Origin of the sequence: Catellatospora vulcania, from assembly GCF_009720385.1 — a bacterium.
GTDB lineage: Bacteria > Actinomycetota > Actinomycetes > Mycobacteriales > Micromonosporaceae > Catellatospora > Catellatospora vulcania.
The window spans coordinates 304,818-323,845 of record NZ_WARX01000007.1 but is presented as its reverse complement, the minus strand read 5'-3'; the positions used below and the strand labels follow the sequence as shown (position 1 = coordinate 323,845).

At 70.7% G+C, this 19,028-nt stretch carries 19 protein-coding genes; 10 read left to right on the top strand and 9 right to left on the bottom strand.

Annotated elements, in window-relative coordinates; translation table 11 throughout:
• The first annotated feature begins 77 nt into the window (after positions 1-77).
• Both F6W97_RS29535 and F6W97_RS29530 read left to right on the top strand, forming a co-directional pair.
• A complete protein-coding gene (locus tag F6W97_RS29535; protein ID WP_155373822.1) occupies positions 78-1,343 on the top strand; it encodes a mannosyltransferase family protein in 1,266 nt (421 codons plus the stop codon).
• Between the two features lie 89 nt (positions 1,344-1,432).
• Positions 1,433-2,086: a ribonuclease FAU-1 family protein gene (locus F6W97_RS29530; protein ID WP_196279384.1), complete on the top strand. Its 654-nt coding sequence runs from the start codon at positions 1,433-1,435 to the stop codon at positions 2,084-2,086.
• A 108-nt stretch (positions 2,087-2,194) separates the two neighbouring features.
• Here F6W97_RS29530 and F6W97_RS29525 read toward each other — a convergent pair whose 3' ends face one another.
• From F6W97_RS29525 to F6W97_RS29500, 6 genes are read right to left on the bottom strand one after another with little or no spacing between them, the layout of a single operon-like run.
• Positions 2,195-3,148: an acetylxylan esterase gene (locus F6W97_RS29525; protein WP_155373821.1), complete on the bottom strand. Its 954-nt coding sequence runs from the start codon at positions 3,146-3,148 to the stop codon at positions 2,195-2,197.
• A 2-nt stretch (positions 3,149-3,150) separates the two neighbouring features.
• Positions 3,151-3,981: a carbohydrate ABC transporter permease gene (locus F6W97_RS29520; protein WP_155373820.1), complete on the bottom strand. Its 831-nt coding sequence runs from the start codon at positions 3,979-3,981 to the stop codon at positions 3,151-3,153.
• Positions 3,971-4,864, bottom strand: coding sequence for a carbohydrate ABC transporter permease (locus F6W97_RS29515; protein ID WP_196279383.1), 894 nt, complete (start codon positions 4,862-4,864; stop codon positions 3,971-3,973). Before F6W97_RS29515 ends, F6W97_RS29520 begins: the two co-directional genes overlap by 11 nt.
• Complete coding sequence (locus F6W97_RS29510; protein ID WP_155373818.1) at positions 4,861-6,138, bottom strand: ABC transporter substrate-binding protein; 1,278 nt, start codon at positions 6,136-6,138, stop codon at positions 4,861-4,863. The genes F6W97_RS29515 and F6W97_RS29510 overlap by 4 nt, the downstream gene beginning before the upstream one ends.
• Before the next feature lie 26 nt (positions 6,139-6,164).
• Positions 6,165-7,739, bottom strand: coding sequence for an FAD-dependent oxidoreductase (locus F6W97_RS29505; RefSeq protein ID WP_155373817.1), 1,575 nt, complete (start codon positions 7,737-7,739; stop codon positions 6,165-6,167).
• Position 7,740: 1 nt separating this feature from the next.
• Positions 7,741-8,757: a LacI family DNA-binding transcriptional regulator gene (locus F6W97_RS29500; protein WP_230687075.1), complete on the bottom strand. Its 1,017-nt coding sequence runs from the start codon at positions 8,755-8,757 to the stop codon at positions 7,741-7,743.
• A 232-nt stretch (positions 8,758-8,989) separates the two neighbouring features.
• Between F6W97_RS29500 and F6W97_RS29495 the strand changes: the two genes are divergently transcribed.
• Entirely contained in the window at positions 8,990-9,973 is a 984-nt protein-coding gene (locus F6W97_RS29495) for a hypothetical protein (RefSeq protein WP_155373815.1), read from the top strand.
• A gap of 133 nt (positions 9,974-10,106) precedes the next feature.
• A complete protein-coding gene (locus tag F6W97_RS29490; protein WP_155373814.1) occupies positions 10,107-11,666 on the top strand; it encodes a phospholipase D family protein in 1,560 nt (519 codons plus the stop codon).
• Between the two features lie 4 nt (positions 11,667-11,670).
• Here the strand turns inward: F6W97_RS29490 and F6W97_RS29485 are convergent, their stop codons facing one another.
• Entirely contained in the window at positions 11,671-12,153 is a 483-nt protein-coding gene (locus F6W97_RS29485) for a hypothetical protein (RefSeq protein ID WP_155373813.1), read from the bottom strand.
• 64 nt (positions 12,154-12,217) lie between these two features.
• On the opposite strand from F6W97_RS29485, the gene F6W97_RS29480 reads away from it, so the two are divergent.
• From F6W97_RS29480 to F6W97_RS29470, 3 genes are all read left to right on the top strand, one after another.
• Positions 12,218-12,658 carry an SseB family protein gene (locus tag F6W97_RS29480; RefSeq protein ID WP_155373812.1) on the top strand — a complete coding sequence of 147 codons (441 nt, stop codon included), beginning with the start codon at positions 12,218-12,220 and terminating at the stop codon, positions 12,656-12,658.
• A gap of 55 nt (positions 12,659-12,713) precedes the next feature.
• On the top strand, positions 12,714-13,085 hold the full coding sequence (locus tag F6W97_RS29475) for a hypothetical protein (RefSeq protein ID WP_230687074.1): 372 nt from the start codon (positions 12,714-12,716) through the stop codon (positions 13,083-13,085).
• 118 nt (positions 13,086-13,203) lie between these two features.
• Positions 13,204-14,421 (top strand): esterase-like activity of phytase family protein, encoded by a 1,218-nt coding sequence (locus tag F6W97_RS29470; protein WP_155373811.1) that lies wholly within the window; start codon positions 13,204-13,206, stop codon positions 14,419-14,421.
• A gap of 48 nt (positions 14,422-14,469) precedes the next feature.
• Here the strand turns inward: F6W97_RS29470 and F6W97_RS29465 are convergent, their stop codons facing one another.
• Positions 14,470-14,985, bottom strand: coding sequence for a hypothetical protein (locus tag F6W97_RS29465; RefSeq protein WP_155373810.1), 516 nt, complete (start codon positions 14,983-14,985; stop codon positions 14,470-14,472).
• A 79-nt stretch (positions 14,986-15,064) separates the two neighbouring features.
• Here F6W97_RS29465 and F6W97_RS29460 point away from each other — a divergent pair, with 79 nt between their 5' ends.
• The gene (locus F6W97_RS29460) at positions 15,065-15,439 is read left to right on the top strand and encodes a DUF4259 domain-containing protein (RefSeq protein WP_155373809.1); all 375 of its coding nucleotides are present in this window, start codon (positions 15,065-15,067) and stop codon (positions 15,437-15,439) included.
• Positions 15,440-15,495: 56 nt separating this feature from the next.
• Here the strand turns inward: F6W97_RS29460 and F6W97_RS29455 are convergent, their stop codons facing one another.
• Positions 15,496-15,822: an alcohol dehydrogenase catalytic domain-containing protein gene (locus F6W97_RS29455; protein ID WP_155373808.1), complete on the bottom strand. Its 327-nt coding sequence runs from the start codon at positions 15,820-15,822 to the stop codon at positions 15,496-15,498.
• A gap of 213 nt (positions 15,823-16,035) precedes the next feature.
• On the opposite strand from F6W97_RS29455, the gene F6W97_RS29450 reads away from it, so the two are divergent.
• Together F6W97_RS29450 and F6W97_RS29445 are read left to right on the top strand one after the other, a co-directional pair.
• On the top strand, positions 16,036-17,595 hold the full coding sequence (locus F6W97_RS29450) for an MFS transporter (RefSeq protein WP_155373807.1): 1,560 nt from the start codon (positions 16,036-16,038) through the stop codon (positions 17,593-17,595).
• 52 nt (positions 17,596-17,647) lie between these two features.
• Positions 17,648-19,021 carry a condensation domain-containing protein gene (locus tag F6W97_RS29445; protein ID WP_196279382.1) on the top strand — a complete coding sequence of 458 codons (1,374 nt, stop codon included), beginning with the start codon at positions 17,648-17,650 and terminating at the stop codon, positions 19,019-19,021.
• Positions 19,022-19,028: the final 7 nt, after the last annotated feature.

The following is a 19,028-nucleotide window of genomic DNA, read 5'->3' as shown; positions in this document are numbered from 1 at the left end:
CCGCCCCGAGGGTGATCTGAGCCGCTCGGCCTCCTCACCGCCCCCCGCCCGTAACGTGAATCTGCTAGCTTCAGAAAGTGCAGATCAAGATCAACAACGGGGAAAGCGCCACATCTGCCGCAGAACACCCGAACACTTCACCCGCCGACCCGCACTGGAAGAGTGCGGTCCGCGCGGGTCTGGCCTACTGGCTCGTCGGGCGGATTCTCGTCGCCGCCGTCGAGTTCGTGGCGCTGGCCGTCAACCGGACGACCGGCCACTGCAACTGGGACACCACCCGCCACGGCGTGCTCGGCGACCTGCTCCACCAGCTCGCCCAGTTCGACTCCTGCAACTACGCGGCGATCGCGATCCAGGGGTATCCGCGCGCGGGCACGGAGACCCTGTTGAATCCCGGCTGGCCTGCCGAGGCGTACACCGCGTGGCCGCCCGTCTTCCCCCTGCTCACCCGTGGATTCGACCTGATCCTGCCCGGATCGGCGGTGCTCGCCACCGTGATCGCGTCCAACGTGGCAGCGCTCGCCCTGATGATCATGCTGGCCCGGCTGATGCAGACCGAGCTCGGCGTCGAACCCGGCAACCGCGCGGTGCTGATGTTCGCCGCGTTCCCGGCCGCGATGTTCCTCGCCGCCGGCTACAGCGAGTCGACCTTCCTGCTGTTCTCCGTCACCTGCCTCTACCTCGCCCGCCGCGAGCGCTGGTGGCTGGCCGGGCTCGCCGGCGCGCTGGCCGGCGCCACCCGGGTGATCGGGCTGGTGCTCGCGCTCGCGCTGCTCTACGAGTACCTGCGGCGGCGCGGGTTCGACTGGCGCAAGGTCCGGCTGGACGTGCTCGCGGTCGCGCTGGTGCCGGCCGGCCTGGCGCTCTACATGATCTTCCTGTGGCGTGCCTACGGCAACCCGCTCGTCTTCATCGAGGTGCAGTCGCTCTGGGGACGGCGGACCGCGCCCCCGTGGAGCGGCGTCCGGTACGCGATCCAGGCGATCGACTTCGAGGCCAACCGCACCCTGGCGATGCGCAACATCATGGACGTCGTCACCGCGATCGGCATGACCGCGCTGCTGGCGCTCGCTCTCGTCGGGCCCTGGAAGCTGCGCCGTGACCAGTTCTTCCTGATCATCTTCGGCGCGCTGCCGTTCCTCTTCGCGCTCTGCCAGCCGCTGCCGTACGGCAACACGCCGCTGCTGTCGCTCAACCGGTTCGCGATAGCGGTCATCCCGGCGTTCATGGTGCTCGCGAAGATGCTGCACCGCCGGTCGGCCCGGGAGGCTTACCTGCTCGCGGCCGTGCCGATCCAGGCCGGGCTGCTCCTGCTCTTCATCAGGGGCAGCTTCGTCGGCTGACCTGCCCGCCGCGGCGGCCCGACCCGCGACCCGGGGTCCGGCCGCCGCGCCTGCCGGCATCCGCCACCCGGGTCGGCTACGGTGCCCGGATGGTGACCTTCGAGCCGGGTGAGCTGGTCTGCGTCCGCCACTTCCAGAACCTGCAGGTCGGTGGGCTGTACCCGATGCGGGCGGTGCGGCACGACGAGCGCGGCCTGCTGCTCTGGTGCAGCCACGGCACCCACGGCTGGCACCTGAACCGCCTCGACGACCGGCACATGTCGCACGTGCCGCTGGCCGAGTGGGTCACCGGACCGAAGCGGCCGATGGCCTTCGCCGCCCGGCACGGCCTGCTGTCCTGGCACCCCACCGGCGCCGACTACTCGGTCCGCTGGTTCTTCGACGCCGACGGGCGCTTCCGCAACTGGTACGCCAACCTGGAGCGGCCCGGCGTCGCCTGGCGCGACCCGGCGCTGGCCGGCCTCGACACAGCCGACTGGGACCTCGACGTCTGGATCGACGCCGACCGCGCCTGGCGCTGGAAGGACGAAGAGGTGTTCGCCGAGCGCCTGACCCAGCCGGAGCACTACTGGGTCGACGACGAGGCCCGGGTGCGGCGGGCCGGGCGGGAGATCATCGACCTGGTCGAAGCGGCCGCGTTCCCGTTCGACGGGACCTGGTGCGACTTCCGGCCCGACCCGGCGTGGGGAGCCGAGACGCCCGACGCGCCGCCACCCGGCTGGGACCGCCCGCGCGGCTGGTGACCGCGCCACAGTGCGCCCACCCCGCGTGCAGTTTCGGGGTGGCCGCACCTGTCGGGTCGGTGATTGCGCCTCCCCGATACTGCGGCGGCCGCTGCCGCGGCGGTGCGGTCAGCGGGCGAAGACGTCGTCGAGGAAGGTGAGGCGGGCGGCGTCCTGGACGGCTTCGCCGCCCTCGTGGCCGTTGAAGGGGTACACCTCGATGCGCTTGGGGCCCGCGTAGCGGTGGTAGGCGGCGTAGACCGTCGAGGGCGGGCAGCTCGCGTCCATGTGCGCGACGCTGAACAGCGCGGGTGCGGTCGCCCGTTCGGCGAACAGCACCCCGTCGCTGTAGGACAGTGTGCGCAACACCTGCTCCTGGTGGTCGCGGTGCACCGCCAGATAGGCGGTGACCTCCCGGTACGGCCCGGCGGTGGCCAGCTCCGCGCCGCGCCGGTGGTCGCACAGGAACGGCACGTCCGGCGCGACGGCGGCCAGGTCCGGCACGAGGGCGCCGACGGCCAGGGCGAGGCCGCCGCCCTGGCTCTCGCCCGTGACCGCGACCCGTGACGCGTCCACCAGCGGGAATGCGCGGGCGGCGGCGACCGCGCGGACCGCGTCGGTGATGACCCGGCGGTAGTAGTGGGTGTCGGGGTCGAGCACGCCGCGGGTCATGAACCCGGGATGCTGCGGGCCGGTGCCCGCCGGGTCGGGGGTGTCGCCGTGCCGCCAGCCGCTGCCCTGGCCGCGTACGTCCATGAACAGGTGGGCGTAGCCGGCGGCGGCGTAGAGCAGGCACTCGTGTGCCAGCCCGCGGCCGCCGCCGTAGCCGGGGAACTCGACCACGCAGGGCAGCGGCTCGGTGGTCCCGGCGGGCAGGGCCAGCCAGGCCTTGACGGGGTGCCCGCCGAACCCGGCGAAGGTGACGTCGTGAACCTCGATCGTGCGCCGCCACGCGGGGGTGAACCGCGCGTCCAGCGCGAACGCGTCCGCCTCGGTGAGCGTGCGCGCCCAGTACTCGTCGAAGTCGTCCGGCGCCCGCAGCGCGCTGCGGTACTCCCCCGGGTTCGGCTCGGTGATCGGCATCGTTATCCCTTGAGGCCCGTGTGGGCCAGTCCCTCGATGAACTGGCGTTGCGCGATCACGAACACCACCAGCACCGGCAGGGCCGTCAGCGACGCCGCGCTCAGCTGGATGTCCCACATCGGGCCGCCGTACGCGTCGACGAACTGGGTCAGCGCCTGCGGCAGGGTGAACATCTCCGAACTGGACAGGAACACGATCGGTTCCAGGTACAGGTTCCAGCTGTGCAGGAAGGTGAAGATGGCGACCGCGCCCAGGGCCGGGCGGGCCAGCGGCAGCGCGATCAGCCGAAAGATCGCGAAGCGGCCGAGGCCGTCGACCTTCGCGGCCTCCTCCAGCTCGCCGGGCAGCGCGAGGAAGAACTGCCGCATGATGAAGGTGGCCAGCACGCTGGGCGCGCCGAAGATCGGCACCAGGATCAGCGGCCAGTGCGTGTCGACCATGCCCCACGCGTCGAACATCTTGAACAGCGGCACGATGGTGACCTCGCTCGGGATGAGCAGGCCGACCAGGATCACCACGAACCAGGCGTTCGCGCCCCGGAACCTGATCCGCGCGAACGCGTACCCGGCCAGCGACGCCACCGCGAGCGTGCCCACGGTGACCAGTGCGGCGATGTACATGCTGTTGAAGTACTGCCGGGCGAACGGCTGCAGCTCGAAGGCCTTGGCGTACGCGTCGAAGCTGACGTCGGCCGGCCACAGCGTCGGCGGGAACGCGAAGACGTCGGCGACCGGCTTGAGCGACGAGGTCACCATCCACCAGGTCGGGAACAGGAACGGCAGCGCCAGCAGGCACAGCACGCCGTACACGGCGGTCTTGGCCCTACGACTCATGGAACACCCACTTCCGGCGCATACGCCACTGCACCAGGGTCAGCAGCAGCACGATCACGAACAGCAGCACGGACAGGGTGGCCCCGTATCCGAAGTGGTGGAACTGGAACGCCTGCTGGTAGAGGTAGTAGACGAGCACCGTGGTGGAGGTCCCCGGGCCGCCCTGGGTGAGCACCGCGATCTGCGCGAACACCTGCAGCGAGCCGACCACCGTGATGATCGACGTGAGCAGGATGGTCGGGCTGATCATCGGCACGGTGATGCTGAGGAACTGCCGGCGGCGGCTGGCGCCGTCGACGGTGGCCGCCTCGTACAGGTTGGCGGGCACGCCCTGCAGCGCGGCCAGGAACAGCACCATGTTCAGGCCGACGTTCTTGACCACCTGCACCACGATCACCGCGATCATGGCGGTGCCCTCGCCACGCAGCCAGTTCGGCCCGTCGACGCCGACGGTCTCCAGCAGCCCGTTGATGCCGCCGTTGTCCTGGAGCAGGAAGTTCCACACGATGGTCCAGGCGACCAGGCTCACCACGACCGGCGAGAAGAACACGGTCCGGAAGAACACCGTGCCGCGCAGCCGCTGGTTGAGCAGCACCGCCAGCAGCAGCGCCAGGCTGAGGTTGAGCACGACCAGCCCGGCGGAGAAGAACCCGGTGGCGACCAGCGCGTCGGCGAGCTTGGGGTCGTCGGCCAGGGCCTGGTAGTTCTCGCCGCCGACGAAGGTGAAGGTGTCGGCGAGCACGTTCCACTCGTGCAGGCTGTACCAGAACACCAGGCCCAGCGGCACGAACACGAACAGCAGCGAGCCGAGCAGCTGAGGGGCGATGAACAGGTAGCCGGCGAGGGTGTCCCGCCGGCTACCCGTCCAGAAGCGAGTGCTCACTTGGCCAAGAGGGGGTTGATGGCCGAGCACACGCCGCCGAGGACCGTCTTGACGTCGGCGTCGGGCTTCCACAGCGGGTCGAGGGCGGCCCGCACTGCCTGGGCGATCTCGGCCTGGCCGGTGTGGCTGGGCTTGACGATGCCGGTGGAGATGCCGTCGATGACGACCTGCTGCAGCTGCTCGGGCTTGAGCAGCGGGTTGGTCTTGGCCAGTGTCTCGGCGGTGAGCAGCGAGGTGCGCGGCGGCGGGAAGTACGCCGCGAGCTTCGCGGAGTTGCCGGGGTTGGTGAAGAAGGCGAGGAAGTCGGCGGCGACGTCGGCGTTCTTGCCCTTCTTCAGCGCGCCGAGCCCGGCCTGGCCGATCACCGAGTACTCGCCCTTCGGGCCGGTCGGCAGCGGGACCAGGTCCCAGCCGAACTTGGCCTCCTTGAGCAGCGACGCCCGGGAGATCTGGGTGATCGTCATGGCGGCCTCACCGGCGAAGAAGTCGGCCGTGGTGCCGGGGCCGGGCAACGCCTTGTCCGTGAAGATCGCCTTGTGCAGGAACGTCATCGCGTCGACCATCGGCTGCTGGTCGAACCCGCAGCCCTTGCCGTCGGCGGTCCACGCCTCCGCGCCCCAGCCGGCCCACACGGTGGACAGGTTGTCCCAGCCCTTGTAGTCGAAGTCGCGTACGACCAGACCGGACTTGCCGCTCTTGGCCGACGACGCCGCCGCGACCGCGACCGCCTTCTCCCAGGTCCACTGGTTGGCGGCGATCAGCTCGGCCGGGGTCTGCTGACCGGCGGCCTTGACCATGTCGGTGTTGACGAACACGCCGAACGGCGAGGTCGAGAACGGGTAGGCGAACAGCTTGCCGTCGGCCTTCCACAGCTTCGTCGCCGACGTGCTGAGGTCGGCGGCGTTGTAGCCCTCGGCCTTGCCCAGCGTGTCGTCCAGCGGCACCAGCGCGCCCGAGTTCACGAAGTCCGGGGCCGAATTCTCCAGCAGCCAGGCCAGGTCCGGGCCGTTGCCGCCCGCGATCTGCGTGGTCAGGGTGGTGGTGTAGCTCTCGAACGGGATGGGGTCGAACTTGATCTCGGTGACCCGGGGGTTCTTCGCCTTGTAGGCGTCGGCGATCTCGTTGAACAGCTTCAGGTGCGCCTCGTTCGAGGACCACACCGTCATCCGCAGCGAAACCGGGCCGGTGCTCGGCTCCTCCTCACCGCCACAGGCGGCCAGGCCGAGAGAAAGCACGCCGGCGGTCGCGGCGGCGAGAAGTGCGCGTATCTTCATCGATAACTCCAACTCAAGGTGGCCGGTCAGTAGCCGGAGACGTCGGGCCAGCGCAGTTCCACGCCGTCCCGGATGAGCTGTGCCTGGAACCCGGACAGGTGCTCCGGGGTGTTGCGCACGCCGCGCGGCGTCTGGCCCTGGTTCAGGCAGTACGCCGCGAGCGCCCCCGCCACCTCGCCCACGTTCCACTCGACCGGGTGCAGCCGGTACGAGCCGTTGGTGATGTGCGTGGTGCCGATGTTCTTGCCCGCGGGCAGGAGGTTCTCCATGCGGCGCGGGATGAGCGCGCCGAGCGGGATCTCGAAGGGACACGAGCCGACGTCGATGTAGTTGTCGCCGCCGGTCGAGGGGTGCAGGTCGATGCGGTACATGCCGACCCCGACCGCGTCGGGGTACTCGACCGCGCCCTTGTCGCCGCGTACGGCCAGCGACAGGTCCTGCTCTACCACCGTGTACTCGGCCCGGATCCGCCGTGACTCCCGGATGTAGGGGGCCATGGCCAGGCCGTCCGCGCCGCCGGTGACGTCGCCGCGCAGCCGCAGGCCGGGAAAGCCCGCCTCGGTCTGCAGCCAGTAGAGGACCGACAGCGACAGCTGCTTCGCGTTGGCGAGGTGCGTGTCGACGTCGGGCACGTCGATGACCGGGCTCTCGAAGTAGTCGATCATCGGCCAGTTGACCAGGCAGATGTCGCTCTCGTAGGCCCCGGGGGTGAACAGCTTGCGGGCCGCGATGCGCCGGAACGTCCACAGGTTGCCGTCACCGGGGTTGACCCGCTGGTCGGCGACGACCGACAGCGGGTCGTCGTCGGGGTTCGGGGTGAAGCTGCGCTCGCTGATGGCCAGGGTGCGCGGGTTCGGCGAGCGGAACGACAGCAGCCGGTCGCCCCAGAAGTCGGGCTGGTACGTGCGCCAGAAGTCGTACTGCGCCGGCTTGTCGATGGTGTTGTCGCCGTCGACGTGGTCTACCGCGAAGCACACCGACACTGCCTGCATGTTCATCGGCTGCGCCGCGTCCGGCGCGCTCGGCTCACCGGTCTCGTGCTGCGACTCGAACCCGGTGACGTACTCGGTGCCGGTCAGCGGCAGCAGCTCGCCGGTCTCGGTCGCGTCGAGGGTGTACGCCGCCTCGATCGTGAGCCGGTCGCCGGTGCGCACGTGCTCGACGGTCACCGCGGTGACCCGGTCGCCGTCGGTGTCGGCGGCCACCGGCCGGTACGGCTGCAGCACCGTCAGCCGGCCCGACGACCGGTACGGGGCCAGCATCGCCTCGATCACCGCGACGGCGACCCGGGGCTCGTGGCACAGCCGGCTGACGTGGCCGCCGCCCGGGTTCAGCTCGCGCCAGGCCCGTGCGGCCGGGATCAGCGGGTAGTGCGCCCGGTAGTAGTCGCGGATGCCCTCACGCAGCGCGCGGTAGCTCGCGGTGACGCCGAACTGCTCCACCCAGCTGTGCTCGTCCGGCGGCACGGCCTGGCTGGTCAGCTGCCCGCCGAGCCAGTCGTACTCCTCGGTGAGCACCACCCGGCGCCCGGCCCGCAGCGCGCCCAGCGCCGCGGCCACCCCGCCGAGGCCGCCCCCGACCACCAGAATCTCGGCCCGCATGTCAGTTACCTCTTTCGCTGAGCGTCTCGCCGGACACGACCTCGCACGGCAGCAGCCGCTGCCGGTCGCCGGGGGTGCCCTCGATCAGGGCGGTCAGGACCTCGACGGCCTGCGCGCCCATGGCCTGGCGCGGGATGCGCAGGCTGGTGAACTCCACCGCGGTCGGCAGCGCGGCCCGGGTCGGTTCCCCGAGCGTGGCCACCGACAGCGCCACCCCGCGCGAGCGGGCCAGCTCGAACAGCGCGACCCCGTCGGCGTGCTCCTCGGCCACCACTGCGGTGACGCCAGCGGCCAGCGCCGCGTCGAGCACCGCGGCGGTGTCCCGCACGGGTTCGCCCTCGGCCGGGGGCGCGAAGTGGCCGCCGTACACCCCGGCCGACGCGACGGCCTCGCGGAAGCCGCGGCCACGGTCGGCCCACGATTCCGGGCCCGCGCCCAGGCCCAGGTAGGCCAGGCGGTCGTGGCCCAGGGCCACGGCGCGACGCACGATCTCGGCGGTCGCGGCGGCGTAGTCCGCGCCGACGTAGGGCACCGGGCCGCCGGCGTCGTCGCGTCGGCCGATGGACACGAACGGGATCTCCTCGGCGAGCAGCCGGGCCAGGTCGGCGCGGTCGATGGTGCGACCGAGCAGGATGCTGCCGTCGGCCAGCCGCAGCCGGTTGTCGCCCTGGAAGAGCCGCCGCCGCCCGTCGACCACCGGCGTGCTGGTCATCAGCAGCAGGTCGCAGCCGAGGACCTCGGCCTGCTGCTCGATGCCGACCAGGAACGGGTGGTAGAAGTCGCTGTTCGCGCTGGGGAACACCGGCTCGTAGGTGAACACGCCGATGATCCGGTTGTGCCGCGCGGCCAGCCGCCGGGCGATCGGGTCGGCCACGTAGCCGGTCTCGGCGATGGCCCGCAGCACCTTCTCGCGGGTCTCGGCCGAGAGCTTGACGTCGGCGTCGGACCGTCCGTTGAGGACGAGCGAGACGGTCGCCTGGCTGACGCCGGTCATGCGGGCGATGTCCTGCTGGGTCACCCGCCTGCGGGCTCCGGTCACGGTGCGTGTCCAATCCTCGGGCTAATGCGCATTAGTTGTTTCGATGAGATGAGATCCTGCGTCCTTCCGAGCGCTTCGTCAAGACCCGAAACGAAATTTGCTCGCGCAGAAGTTCCTGAACTAATTCGTATTAGCCCCTTGACGCCCGCGCGCCGTGCGGCCGAGACTCACCGTTACTTTCGGTTATGTCCATCGATGGGAGGCACCACCGATGCAACCGCTCCTCAACCGCCGGCAACTGCTGGTCGCGGGCGCAGCCGCGGCGGCAGGCGGGCTCACCGGGACGGTCCTGGGCAGCCCGGCCCACGCCGCCCCCGCGGGATTCCCGACCTACCAGTACCTCGGGACCCCGTTCAACAAGGCCAACCTGCGCTACAACCCCACCGGCGAGCTGATCTTCCCGTGCATCCGCGGGGTGTACGACAAGATCGCCTCACCGCTGGGCAGGTACTACCTGTACTACGCCCCGCACGACTCGCCCGGCGGCATCTGCCTGGCCTACGGCAACTCCCTGAGCGGCCAGTTCACCGAGTACGCGAACAACCCGATCATCTCGAACAACTGGGCCCCGCACTACTCGGTCAGCCACGTGTCCAGCTCGCATGTCATCTGGAACGCCGAGAACAGGAAGTTCTACCTGTACTTCCACGGCGAGAACACCACCACCCGGATGGCCTGGTCCACCGACGGCGTCAACTTCACCTACTTCGGGCGGGTGCTGCACACCGGGGTCATCCCCAACTGCACCGAGACGTCGTACGCCCGCGTCTTCGAGCACGCCGTGCCCGGCCTGGGCAACAAGTACGTGATGGTGTTCATGGGCGTCACCTCGGGTACCCGGAAGATCTTCTGGGGTTGGTCGAACGACGGCAAGACCTGGTCCTACGACCCGACGCCGCTGGTCACGCCCGGCCCCGACGGGCAGGTCGACATCGCCGCGCCGCACGTGCTCAAGCGCAACGGCACGACGTACGTCGTCTACCACGGCAACGGCGGCGACATGTACCTCACCGAGGTCGGCAACAGCTTCGACCGCGAGGTCCACCTCGGCGTCTTCCACTACGCCCTGGACGGCGGGCCCGACCGGGGCCGCAGCGCCGCGGCGAGCTTCGGCACCGACGGCGGCGTCGAGTACATGTTCTACGAGGCCGGTCCCCGGCTCGACGCGACCATCGCGGTGGCTCGGGCCGTTTAGGCGGGCAAGATCGCTGTTTCCGGTCGGAAAGCGCAGCCAGACCGCATGTTCCGACCGGAAACAGCGATCTTCACGCCCCCGGCGCGATATTCGCCACTGCCGCCGGGCGGCCGGGGCGGATACGGTCGCTGGCGTGACCCCCGACTCCTGGTTCCTGGCCGCCGACGAGCGCGGCAACCCGGCCACCGGTATCGACCGCCGCCACGCCGACGGACTCGCCTGGAGTCCGGGAAACCTGGCCCGCCCGCTGGTGCACGGGGCGGCGTACTTCCGCGAGCTGGCCGAGGTGCTCGACGGCACGCAGGCCGGCGACGTCGTGATGTTCACCGACTGGCGCGGCGACCCGGACGAGAAGCTCGACGGGCCGCGCACCCAGGTCACCAAGGTGCTCGGCGACGCCGCCAGACGCGGCGTGCAGGTGTACGGGCTGCTGTGGCGCTCACACCCGGACTGGCTGCACTTCAGCTCGCCGCAGAACCGCCAGCTCGCCGAGGAGCTGCAGGCCGCCGGGGCGCACGTGCTGCTCGACATGCGGGTCCGCTTCGGCGGCTCGCACCACCAGAAGCTCTTCGTGGTACGCCACCCCGGCCGCCCCCATCTCGACGTCGCCTACGTCGGCGGCATCGACCTGTGCCGGGGCCGCAACGACGACGCCGAGCACGCCGGCGACCCGCTCGCCCCGCCCATGGCCGAGGTCTACGGGCCGAACCCGCCCTGGCACGACATCCAGCTCGCCCTGCGCGGCCCGGCCGTCGGCGACATCGAGCACGTGTTCCGGGAACGCTGGGAGGACCCCAGCGCGCTGTCCCTCAACCTGGTCGACTGGATCCGCGACAAGCTGTCCCGGCTGCGCACCGAGGTCCCGGCACTGCCCGCGCCGCTGCCCGACCCGCCGGTCTGCGGCACGCACAGCGTGCAGACACTGCGCACGTACCCGCGGCGGCGGCTCGGGCGCTACCCGTTCGCGCCGCGCGGCGAGCGCAGCATCGCCCGCGGTTACCTCAAGGCGCTGGCCCGCGCCGAGAAGATCATCTACGTCGAGGACCAGTACCTGTGGTCGGCCCGAGTCATCCGCCCGTTCGCCGAGGCGCTGCGCAACAACCCCGAGTTGCGGCTGATCTGCGTGGTGCCGCTCGCGCCCGACGCCGCCTCACCCGCCATCTCGCGGGCCGAGTCGTGGGGGCGCAAGCAGGCCATGAAGGTGCTGGGCAAGGCGGGCGGCGACCGGGTCGCGGTGTACGGCCTGGAGAACGCCGCCGGGACGCCGATCTACGTACACGCCAAGTCATGCGTCGTCGACGACGCCTGGGCGACGGTCGGGTCGGACAACTTCAACCTGCGCTCGTGGACCTACGACTCGGAACTGACCTGCGCCGTGGTGGACGAGTCGGCTGACCCGGCGTACGCCCGCGACCTGCGGCTGGAGCTGATGAGCGAGCACCTCGGCGGGGACGCGCTGGATCAGCGGCTGGCCGATCCGCGTACCGCGTTCGACCTGTTCGCCGCCGCGGCGAAGGAACTGGACGACTGGCACGCGTCCGGGCAGGTCGGCCCGCGCCCGCGGACCCGGCTGCGCCGCTACGAGCCGCCGAAGGTACGCGGCCTGCGGCGGCTGCCCGCCCGGCTCGTCTACGAGCTGATCTGCGACCCGGACGGACGCCCCAGCACCATGCGCGTGCGCAACCGCTTCTGACCGCTCACCAGTACGCGGCGCTGCCGTACGCCTCCCGGCGCGGCCTGCGCAGCACACCCGGGCGCACCACCGCCTCGAACACCGCCACCTGGTACGGGCACGAGTCGCTGGGCTCCGCCAGCCATTCCCGCACTGGCACACCCGGCACCACCTCGGCCGTGGCCCACCACTGATCGCGGTGCTCCCGCCAGAACCTGTCGTCGAACCCGATGTCCAGCACCCGCACCCGCCGGACATCGGGCACGGCCTCCTCGACGAAGCCGTCTTCGGCGGCGGCGTCCTGGCGCGCCATGGCCTGCTCCACGTCCTCGTCGTCGCCCGCCTCGTCACCGTCGATGAGCAGCCGCAGCACGAACCTCCGCTCGGCGGCGCGGCTCTGCTGGTCAGCGGCATGAGGCGGCAGTCCCGCGTCGGGATGCACGGTCACGCATTCGACCGCGACCACCGGCTCGTGCCCCAGCACCCGGGCAAGGTAGAGAGTGCTCATCCGGCAGAGTATGCCGAGGCCGCCGGCTCACGGGCCGAGCGGATCTCCATTATCGTCTCTCGCCATGACCGACACCCCGCTGTCCGACGCCCTGGTGGCACACGCCGAAGATCCCAACCCGGAGACCTTCGACCGGTTCGCCACGATCTTCCGCGCCTCCATGGTCGGCGTGATGTCCGACAAGATGATGGCGGCCAGGGGCGCCGCAGTGGTGTCCGGCGGCCGGCTCACCATCGCGAGCACGTCCTTCAACGACGGACGCTCCCGGATTCTGACCTTCGCCGACCCGGAGGTCTTCCTGCGTACCTACGGCCCGCGCTTCGACGCCGGGCTGCGCGGCGAGGACGTGCTGCGGATGGCCGCCGGCGCTCCGGACTGCCACGGCATCCTCGTCAACTGCGCCACCAGGGAGATCGCGCAGGTGATCAGCAAGGAGATGGCGCAGGCGCTGATCGCGCCGCCCGCCGCGGCCCCGCCCCCGCGACCCTGGTGGAAGCGGCGCTGAGCCCGCAGCAGCCGTCGCCCCCGCGGTCGTCGAGGGTTTGCGGGATCATCATGACGTGACCATTGATGATCCAGTGGCGATCGACCTGACCGACGCCGAACGCCACCTGCTCGTCCGCGGCTTCCACGAATGGGGCGGACCCGCCCACGCCACCGACGCGCTTGCGGTGGCCATGGGTTTCGAGGACGTCGAGGACATGTACCAGCAGGTCCGCCGTCTCAGAACGTCCATCCAGGCCGGGCAGCCGCTCAGCCGGCGGGACTGGCGACGGTCGCTGATCGCCACGGAAATCGTCTTCGCCAGCGACATCTTCGGATCAGGCTACGAGTGGTCGACCACCACCGGCCTGACCGACGAGGAGACGATGAAGACCCTGCGGGATCTGCAACACAAACTCACCATGCAGGCGCGGGTGCACAACGCCTGACAGGGTCGCCGAACGCCTCCTCCGCACGGTGATCTCCATACGCCGTTGAGCGGACGTTCTCGGCGGGTTCAACCGGGATGTCTAACGTCCGGGTCGATTACCCGTTCGAGGAGGATTCATGACACGTCTGCCCCGGCTGGCCCTCACCGGCCTCACCGTGCTGACCCTGGCGGTCGCCCTGCCCACCGGCGGTTCGGCCGCCCCGGCCGAGGCGGAGCGGTCCGGTGACTTCGGGCCGGCCGTGCTCACCGGCTTCGCCGCGCTGCCCGCGCTGACCTTCGTGCCCGCCAGCGACCCGTCCGGCTCGCTGCTCGGCACCACCCCGGTCAACGGGGTGACGCCGCCTTTCGCCGACCAGCCCGTGCAGGGCTTCAGCGGCATCGCCCGCAACAGCGACGGCAGCTACGACGTGCTGTCGGACAACGGCTACGGCAACATCAACAACAGCGGCGACTTCGTGCTGCGCATCCAGCGCCTCATCCCCGACTTCGGCACCCGCGCCGTCGACGCCGTCGGCGGCGTCAACCTCACCGACCCGGCCGGGCTCGTGCCGTGGCCGCTGACCCGCCCCGACCGGGTGCTGACCGGCGCCGACTTCGACGTCGAGTCGATCGTCAAGGCCAAGGACGGCAGCTACTGGATCGGCGACGAGTTCGGGCCGTACCTGCTGCACTTCGACCGCGCCGGACGGCTGCTGGCCGCGCCGGTGTCGCTGCCGGGCGTCAACGCGCCGGAGAGCGCCGCCCGGCTGGGCGTGACCGCGAACCTGGGCAGCAGCAAGGGCTTCGAGGGCATGGCCGCCTCGGTCGACGGGAAGTACCTGTACCCGTTGCTGGAAGGCACCGTCAGCGGTGACACGGCGGGCACCCTGCGGATAAACCAGTTCGACCGGGGCGCAGGCGCGTATACGGCCAAGCGCTGGACGTACCGGCTGGAGTCGCCGTCGAATGCGATCGGGGACTTCATCGCGGTCGACAAGCAGCGTTTCCTGGTCATCGAGCGCGACAACAACCAGGGCGACGCGGCCGCGTTCAAGAAGATCTACCTGGCCGATCTGGCCGACCGCGACCGGGACGGCCTGGTAGACAAGACGCTGGTCGCCGACCTGCTGAACATCGCCGACCCGAAGCACCTGGGCGGCGGCGCCGACACGTTCCGGTACCCGTTCCAGACGATCGAGGACGTGCTGATCCTCGACAACCGGACCCTGGCCGTACTGAACGACAACAACTTCCCGTTCTCGTCGGGCCGCACCCCGGGCCGCCCCGACGACAACGAGTTCATCACCATCCGCCTCGACCGCTCCCTGCACGCCGACCACCGCGTGCTCGGCTGACCGCGCTCCGGCCGGGTCCCTCGCCCATGGCCAGGACCCGGCCGGACCTCACTTGACGAAGTGGTAGTCGGGGTGGGCCATCCAGGCCGCCATCGCCGCCGCGTCGAGGTAGGCGTCGCCGTCGAACCGGATACCCCGGCCGGTGCGGTTCAACTGGCCGTACACCTCCGCTGACGGCTCGACCTCGAACTCGATGAACACCCAACCTCTGGTGCGAGCCGCCACACGCTGCGCGATGCCGCCCAGCAGCTGGGCGTCGCCGGCGTCGGTGATGCACGAGTACAGCAGGAATTCGCAGCACATGGCCGTGCCGGCCACCTCCGCGAGAAGCACCAGCGCCTCCGGTTCGATCTCACAGGCCGGTGACTGGATCCAGTAGGTGTAGTTAAGGTGACCGCTGCCAAGCCAAGTGCCCGGCGACCGACGGTGCTCAACCAACCCCGCAGCCGCCAATTCCTCCTTCAGAATCGCCTCGACCTGCATGACCTCGCAAGGACTGAGGAAGGCCAACGTCGTACCCGCCATGATCGGGCAGTAGACAGCATCCGGCCGGGCGTCGGCCACCCGTTATCGCGTCGCGGTCGGTGAACATGTCCCTGCGTCTGGGTAGGCTGCGGCGACGACCGGCACGGGGAGGGCACTCATGGGGACCTGGGGCAGTGGAAACTTCGAGGACGACACCGCCGCCGACCACCTGTCGATGCTGACCGACCGGCTCATCAGCGAGGTCGCCGAGGCGATGTCCGGCGACTCCGTCGAGATCGAACCAGACGAGTACTGGGGTGTCGCGGTGCCGTGCAACCTCGAACTGCTCGCGCTCGTCGCGCAACAGGGCTATGTCGGTGCTGTCCTGCCTGACCCTGAGGTCATCGCAGGTTGGAAGACCCGTTTCCTGTCCGTCTGGGAGCGTGCGATCGACGGGCTGGAGCCGCGGCCCGGGTTCAAGGAGCAGCGGCGAGCCGTGCTGGTGCGGACGTTTGACCAGTTGTCCGAATTGGCCGTAAGCCAGCGGGCCTGATCCGGGCACGGCACGCTCGGTTCCTGCATCGTCAAGGCACTATCGCGTAAAGCCTGTCAGCAGGGTCGACCACCGCGTTGAGCCGCGTCCCGACCCTCAGCACCGGGTGGTCCTTGCACTTGGAGACGGTCGACGCCCGCCCCGGTGGCCGCGACGACGCCGGAGAACTCGTGCGACGGGGTGACCGGGGTGCGCTCGGGCCCGCTGCCGTCTGGGGTGTACGTCCAGGTTTCCGGCCAGGTGAGCTCGTCCGGCGTCATGGAGGCGGCTTTCACGGCCACCAGCACGTCACCGTGCCCGGGTTCGGGCCGCGGCGCCTGCTCGTAGACGAGCTGCTCCGGGCCGCCCCTGGCGTGCGCTCTCACGGCCTGCATCGTGCTCATTGCCCGCCGCTCCTCTCGACCGCCGTCTACCGGCCATTATCTGGCCGATCGCCGCCCGCCCGCCGGGGTTCGGGCTCCTCGCTCCGACCTCGGATGAGCGGCCGGAAGGGTGTCCGCCACTCGCCGCAGCGACATGCCTCTATGCTGGGCCTTCCCCGCGAATCAGCCGTGGAGGAGACCTTGACCGAGCCGGCGCGGAGGGCCTGATCCGGATTGGACACGTCGCCGAAGCGCCACCGGTCGGACCTGGTCAGGCTCATCGCCGCCGAGGCCATCTCCAACATCGGCACCCGGATGACCTTCTTCGCGGTGCCGTGGCTGGTGCTCGTCACCACCGGCGACCCGGTGAAGGTCGGCCTGGTCGCCGGGGTGGAGACGCTGACCTACGTGGTCAGCGGCGTGCTCGCCGCGCCGCTGCAGGATCGGGTCGGGGCCCGGCCCACGTCGTTGTGGTCGGACGTGGGCAGCGTCGCGGTGATGGCTGCGATCGCCGTGGTCGGGCCGCACGGCTTCGGCCTGCTGCTGGCGCTGGTCGCGGTGCTGGGTGTGCTGCGGGCGCAGGGCGACCGGGCCAAGGCGACCATGGTGGTGCCGCTGATGGGCGCGGCGGGCAGCGACTACGCGCGGGTCGCCGCGGTACGCGAGGGCGTGCTGCGCACGTCGACCCTGGCGGGTTCGTCGCTGGCCGGGATCGCGGTGGTGGTGTTCGGGCCGATCGGGGGCATCTGGATCGACGCGGCCACGTACGCGGTCGCGGTCGTGCTGATGATCCCGGTGCGGGCGGCGGTGACGGCGGCGGCCGACGCGACCGCGGCCGTGCCCTACTTCGCCGCGCTGCGGGAGGGGTTCACCTGGTTCCGGCGCAACCGGCTGATGCGCGCCGTCACCGGGATGCTGTTCTTCACCAACCTGTTCAACCAGGCCAGCGCCGTGGTGTTCGTTCCGCTGTGGGTGTACACGACGATGGACGACCCGACCGCGCTGGGCGCGGTCGCCACGGCGTACGCGCTGGGGCTCATCGCGGGCAACGTGCTCGTCGCGTGGGTCGCGCCGATCATGCCGCGCTACCCGATGCTGGTCGCCGGATATCTGATCGGCGGTGTGCCGCGGTTCATCGTGCTCGCGCTGACCGACGACCTGCTCGTGATCGTCGCGGTGACGCTGGTCGGCGGGATCGCCATGTCGTCGCTCAACCCGACGGTCAGCGCGATGATCTACCAGCGGACGCCGAAGGAGATGCTGTCGCGGATGGGCGGCATCATCACCGCGGTGGCGTTCGGCGGCGCACCGCTGGGCGGCCTGCTCGCGGGTTACCTGGTCCAGTACCTCGGTCTGACCAACGCGATCCTGGTCGCCACCGGCCTGTACTTCGCGGTGACGCTGACCCCGGTCGTCGGGCACCGGCTGTGGCGCGAACTCGACGACACCGCGCCTCCGAAGCCCAAGCCCGGCGACGTCAAGCCGCTGCCTGCCCTGTACGGGCTGGCCGGCGCGGCCACCGGGCCACGGATCAGCCTGCGTTACGCCGAGGGCCGCTGGACCGTGCGGGCCCGGCACGGCCTGCGCAGGCTGGTTCCGGAGCAACCTGTGCCGCCCAAGTCCGCGGTCGCGGCGCTGGCGCAGTTGGCGGCCGAACCGGTGCAGAAGGCGGTGCGGGCCGCGATCGACCACGACCGGGCCCTGACCGAACACCGGACCCGCGTGGTACGCGGCCAGGCCGCATACCTGGACCGGCAGCTGTCCGACCTGAACCGGGCCCTGGAACGCGGTTAGGTACACGACGGACCGCTGGACACCGTCGGCGCGCGTCTCCAAGATGTTCACCATGTTTGATGTGACAGCGGAGTCCCCCGTCAACGTCCGGCCGTCACATCTGGTGGAGCTGCCGCTGACCCCGCTGCAGGCCCGGTGGTGGCTGCTCTGCACGAACCACCCCGGCGGCATGTCGCCGCTGGTGGACCTGGTGCACCGGTTCCGCGGCCCGCTGGACGCCGACGCCTGGTCGCGTGCCGTCGACGCGGTCGTGAACCGGCACGAGATCCTGCGCACGCTGTTCGTCGACCGGCCCGACGGCCCGGTCCAGGTCGTCGGGCCCGCGAACGGCATACCGATGGAGTTGCTCGACCTGCGCGACCTTCCGGCCGACCAGCGCGAACAGCGGGCCCGTGAGCTGCTCGACGAGCGCCGCACCCTGGCCCTGGACCTGCAGACCGGCCCGCTGGTGCACACGTCGCTGCTGCGCCTGGCCGACGACGACCACGTGTGGCGGATGACCATCCATCACATCCTCGCCGACGGCGCGTCCCTCGGCGTCATCGACCGCGAACTCGGCCTGCTCTACCCGGCGCTGGTCGCGGGCGTGACTGCCGACCTGCCGGACCTTCCGGTGCAGTACGGCGACTTCGCGTGGTCGCAGTCCGTCGCCGACACGGAGAAGGAGGACGAGGACCGCGAGTACTGGCACGAGCAGCTCGCCGGGCTGGCCCCGCTGGAGCTGGTCGACGCGCTGCCGCGGCCTGCGGCGAAGGGCGCGCCCGCGGCGCAGCTCGCCCGGACCATCGACCCGGAGCTGGTCCGCCAGGTCGAGGAGCTGGGCCGGTCGGCGCGCTGTACCCGGTTCATGGTGCTGCTCGCCGCGCTGCACGTGCTGCTGTGGCGGGCGAGCGGGCGCGACGACTTCGCGATCGGCATCCCGGTCGCCGGGGTCGGGCGCACCCGGCCGGAGCTGGCCCGGCTGGTGGGGCTGTTCAACAACGCGCTGGCGCTGCGCGGCGACCTGTCCGGCGATCCGACGTTCCGGGAGGTCCTGGCCCGCACCAGGGAGACGGTGATCGACGCGCTGGACCACCAGGACCTGCCGTGGGGGCAGGTCGTCGCGGCGCTGGACGAGCCGCCGCATCCGGGCCGGGCGCAGGGTTTCCAGGCGATGTTCCTACATGAGGAGGTCGAGGTCGCGAGCCGGTTGACGCTGCCGGGCCTGGTCGTGGAGGACTTCGGTCTGGGGATCCCGAAGGTGCTGCACGACCTGATGGTGTACGCCCGGCCCGGCCCGCGGGGCCTGTCGACCACGTTCGTCTACGACACGGGCCTGCTGACGGAGCCGACGGTGGCCGGGTTCGCCGACGGGTACGAGCGCCTGCTGCGCGCGGTGGTCGACGACCCCGACCTTCATCTGTCGGAGCTGGTCAAGCAGGTCTGAGCCGCGG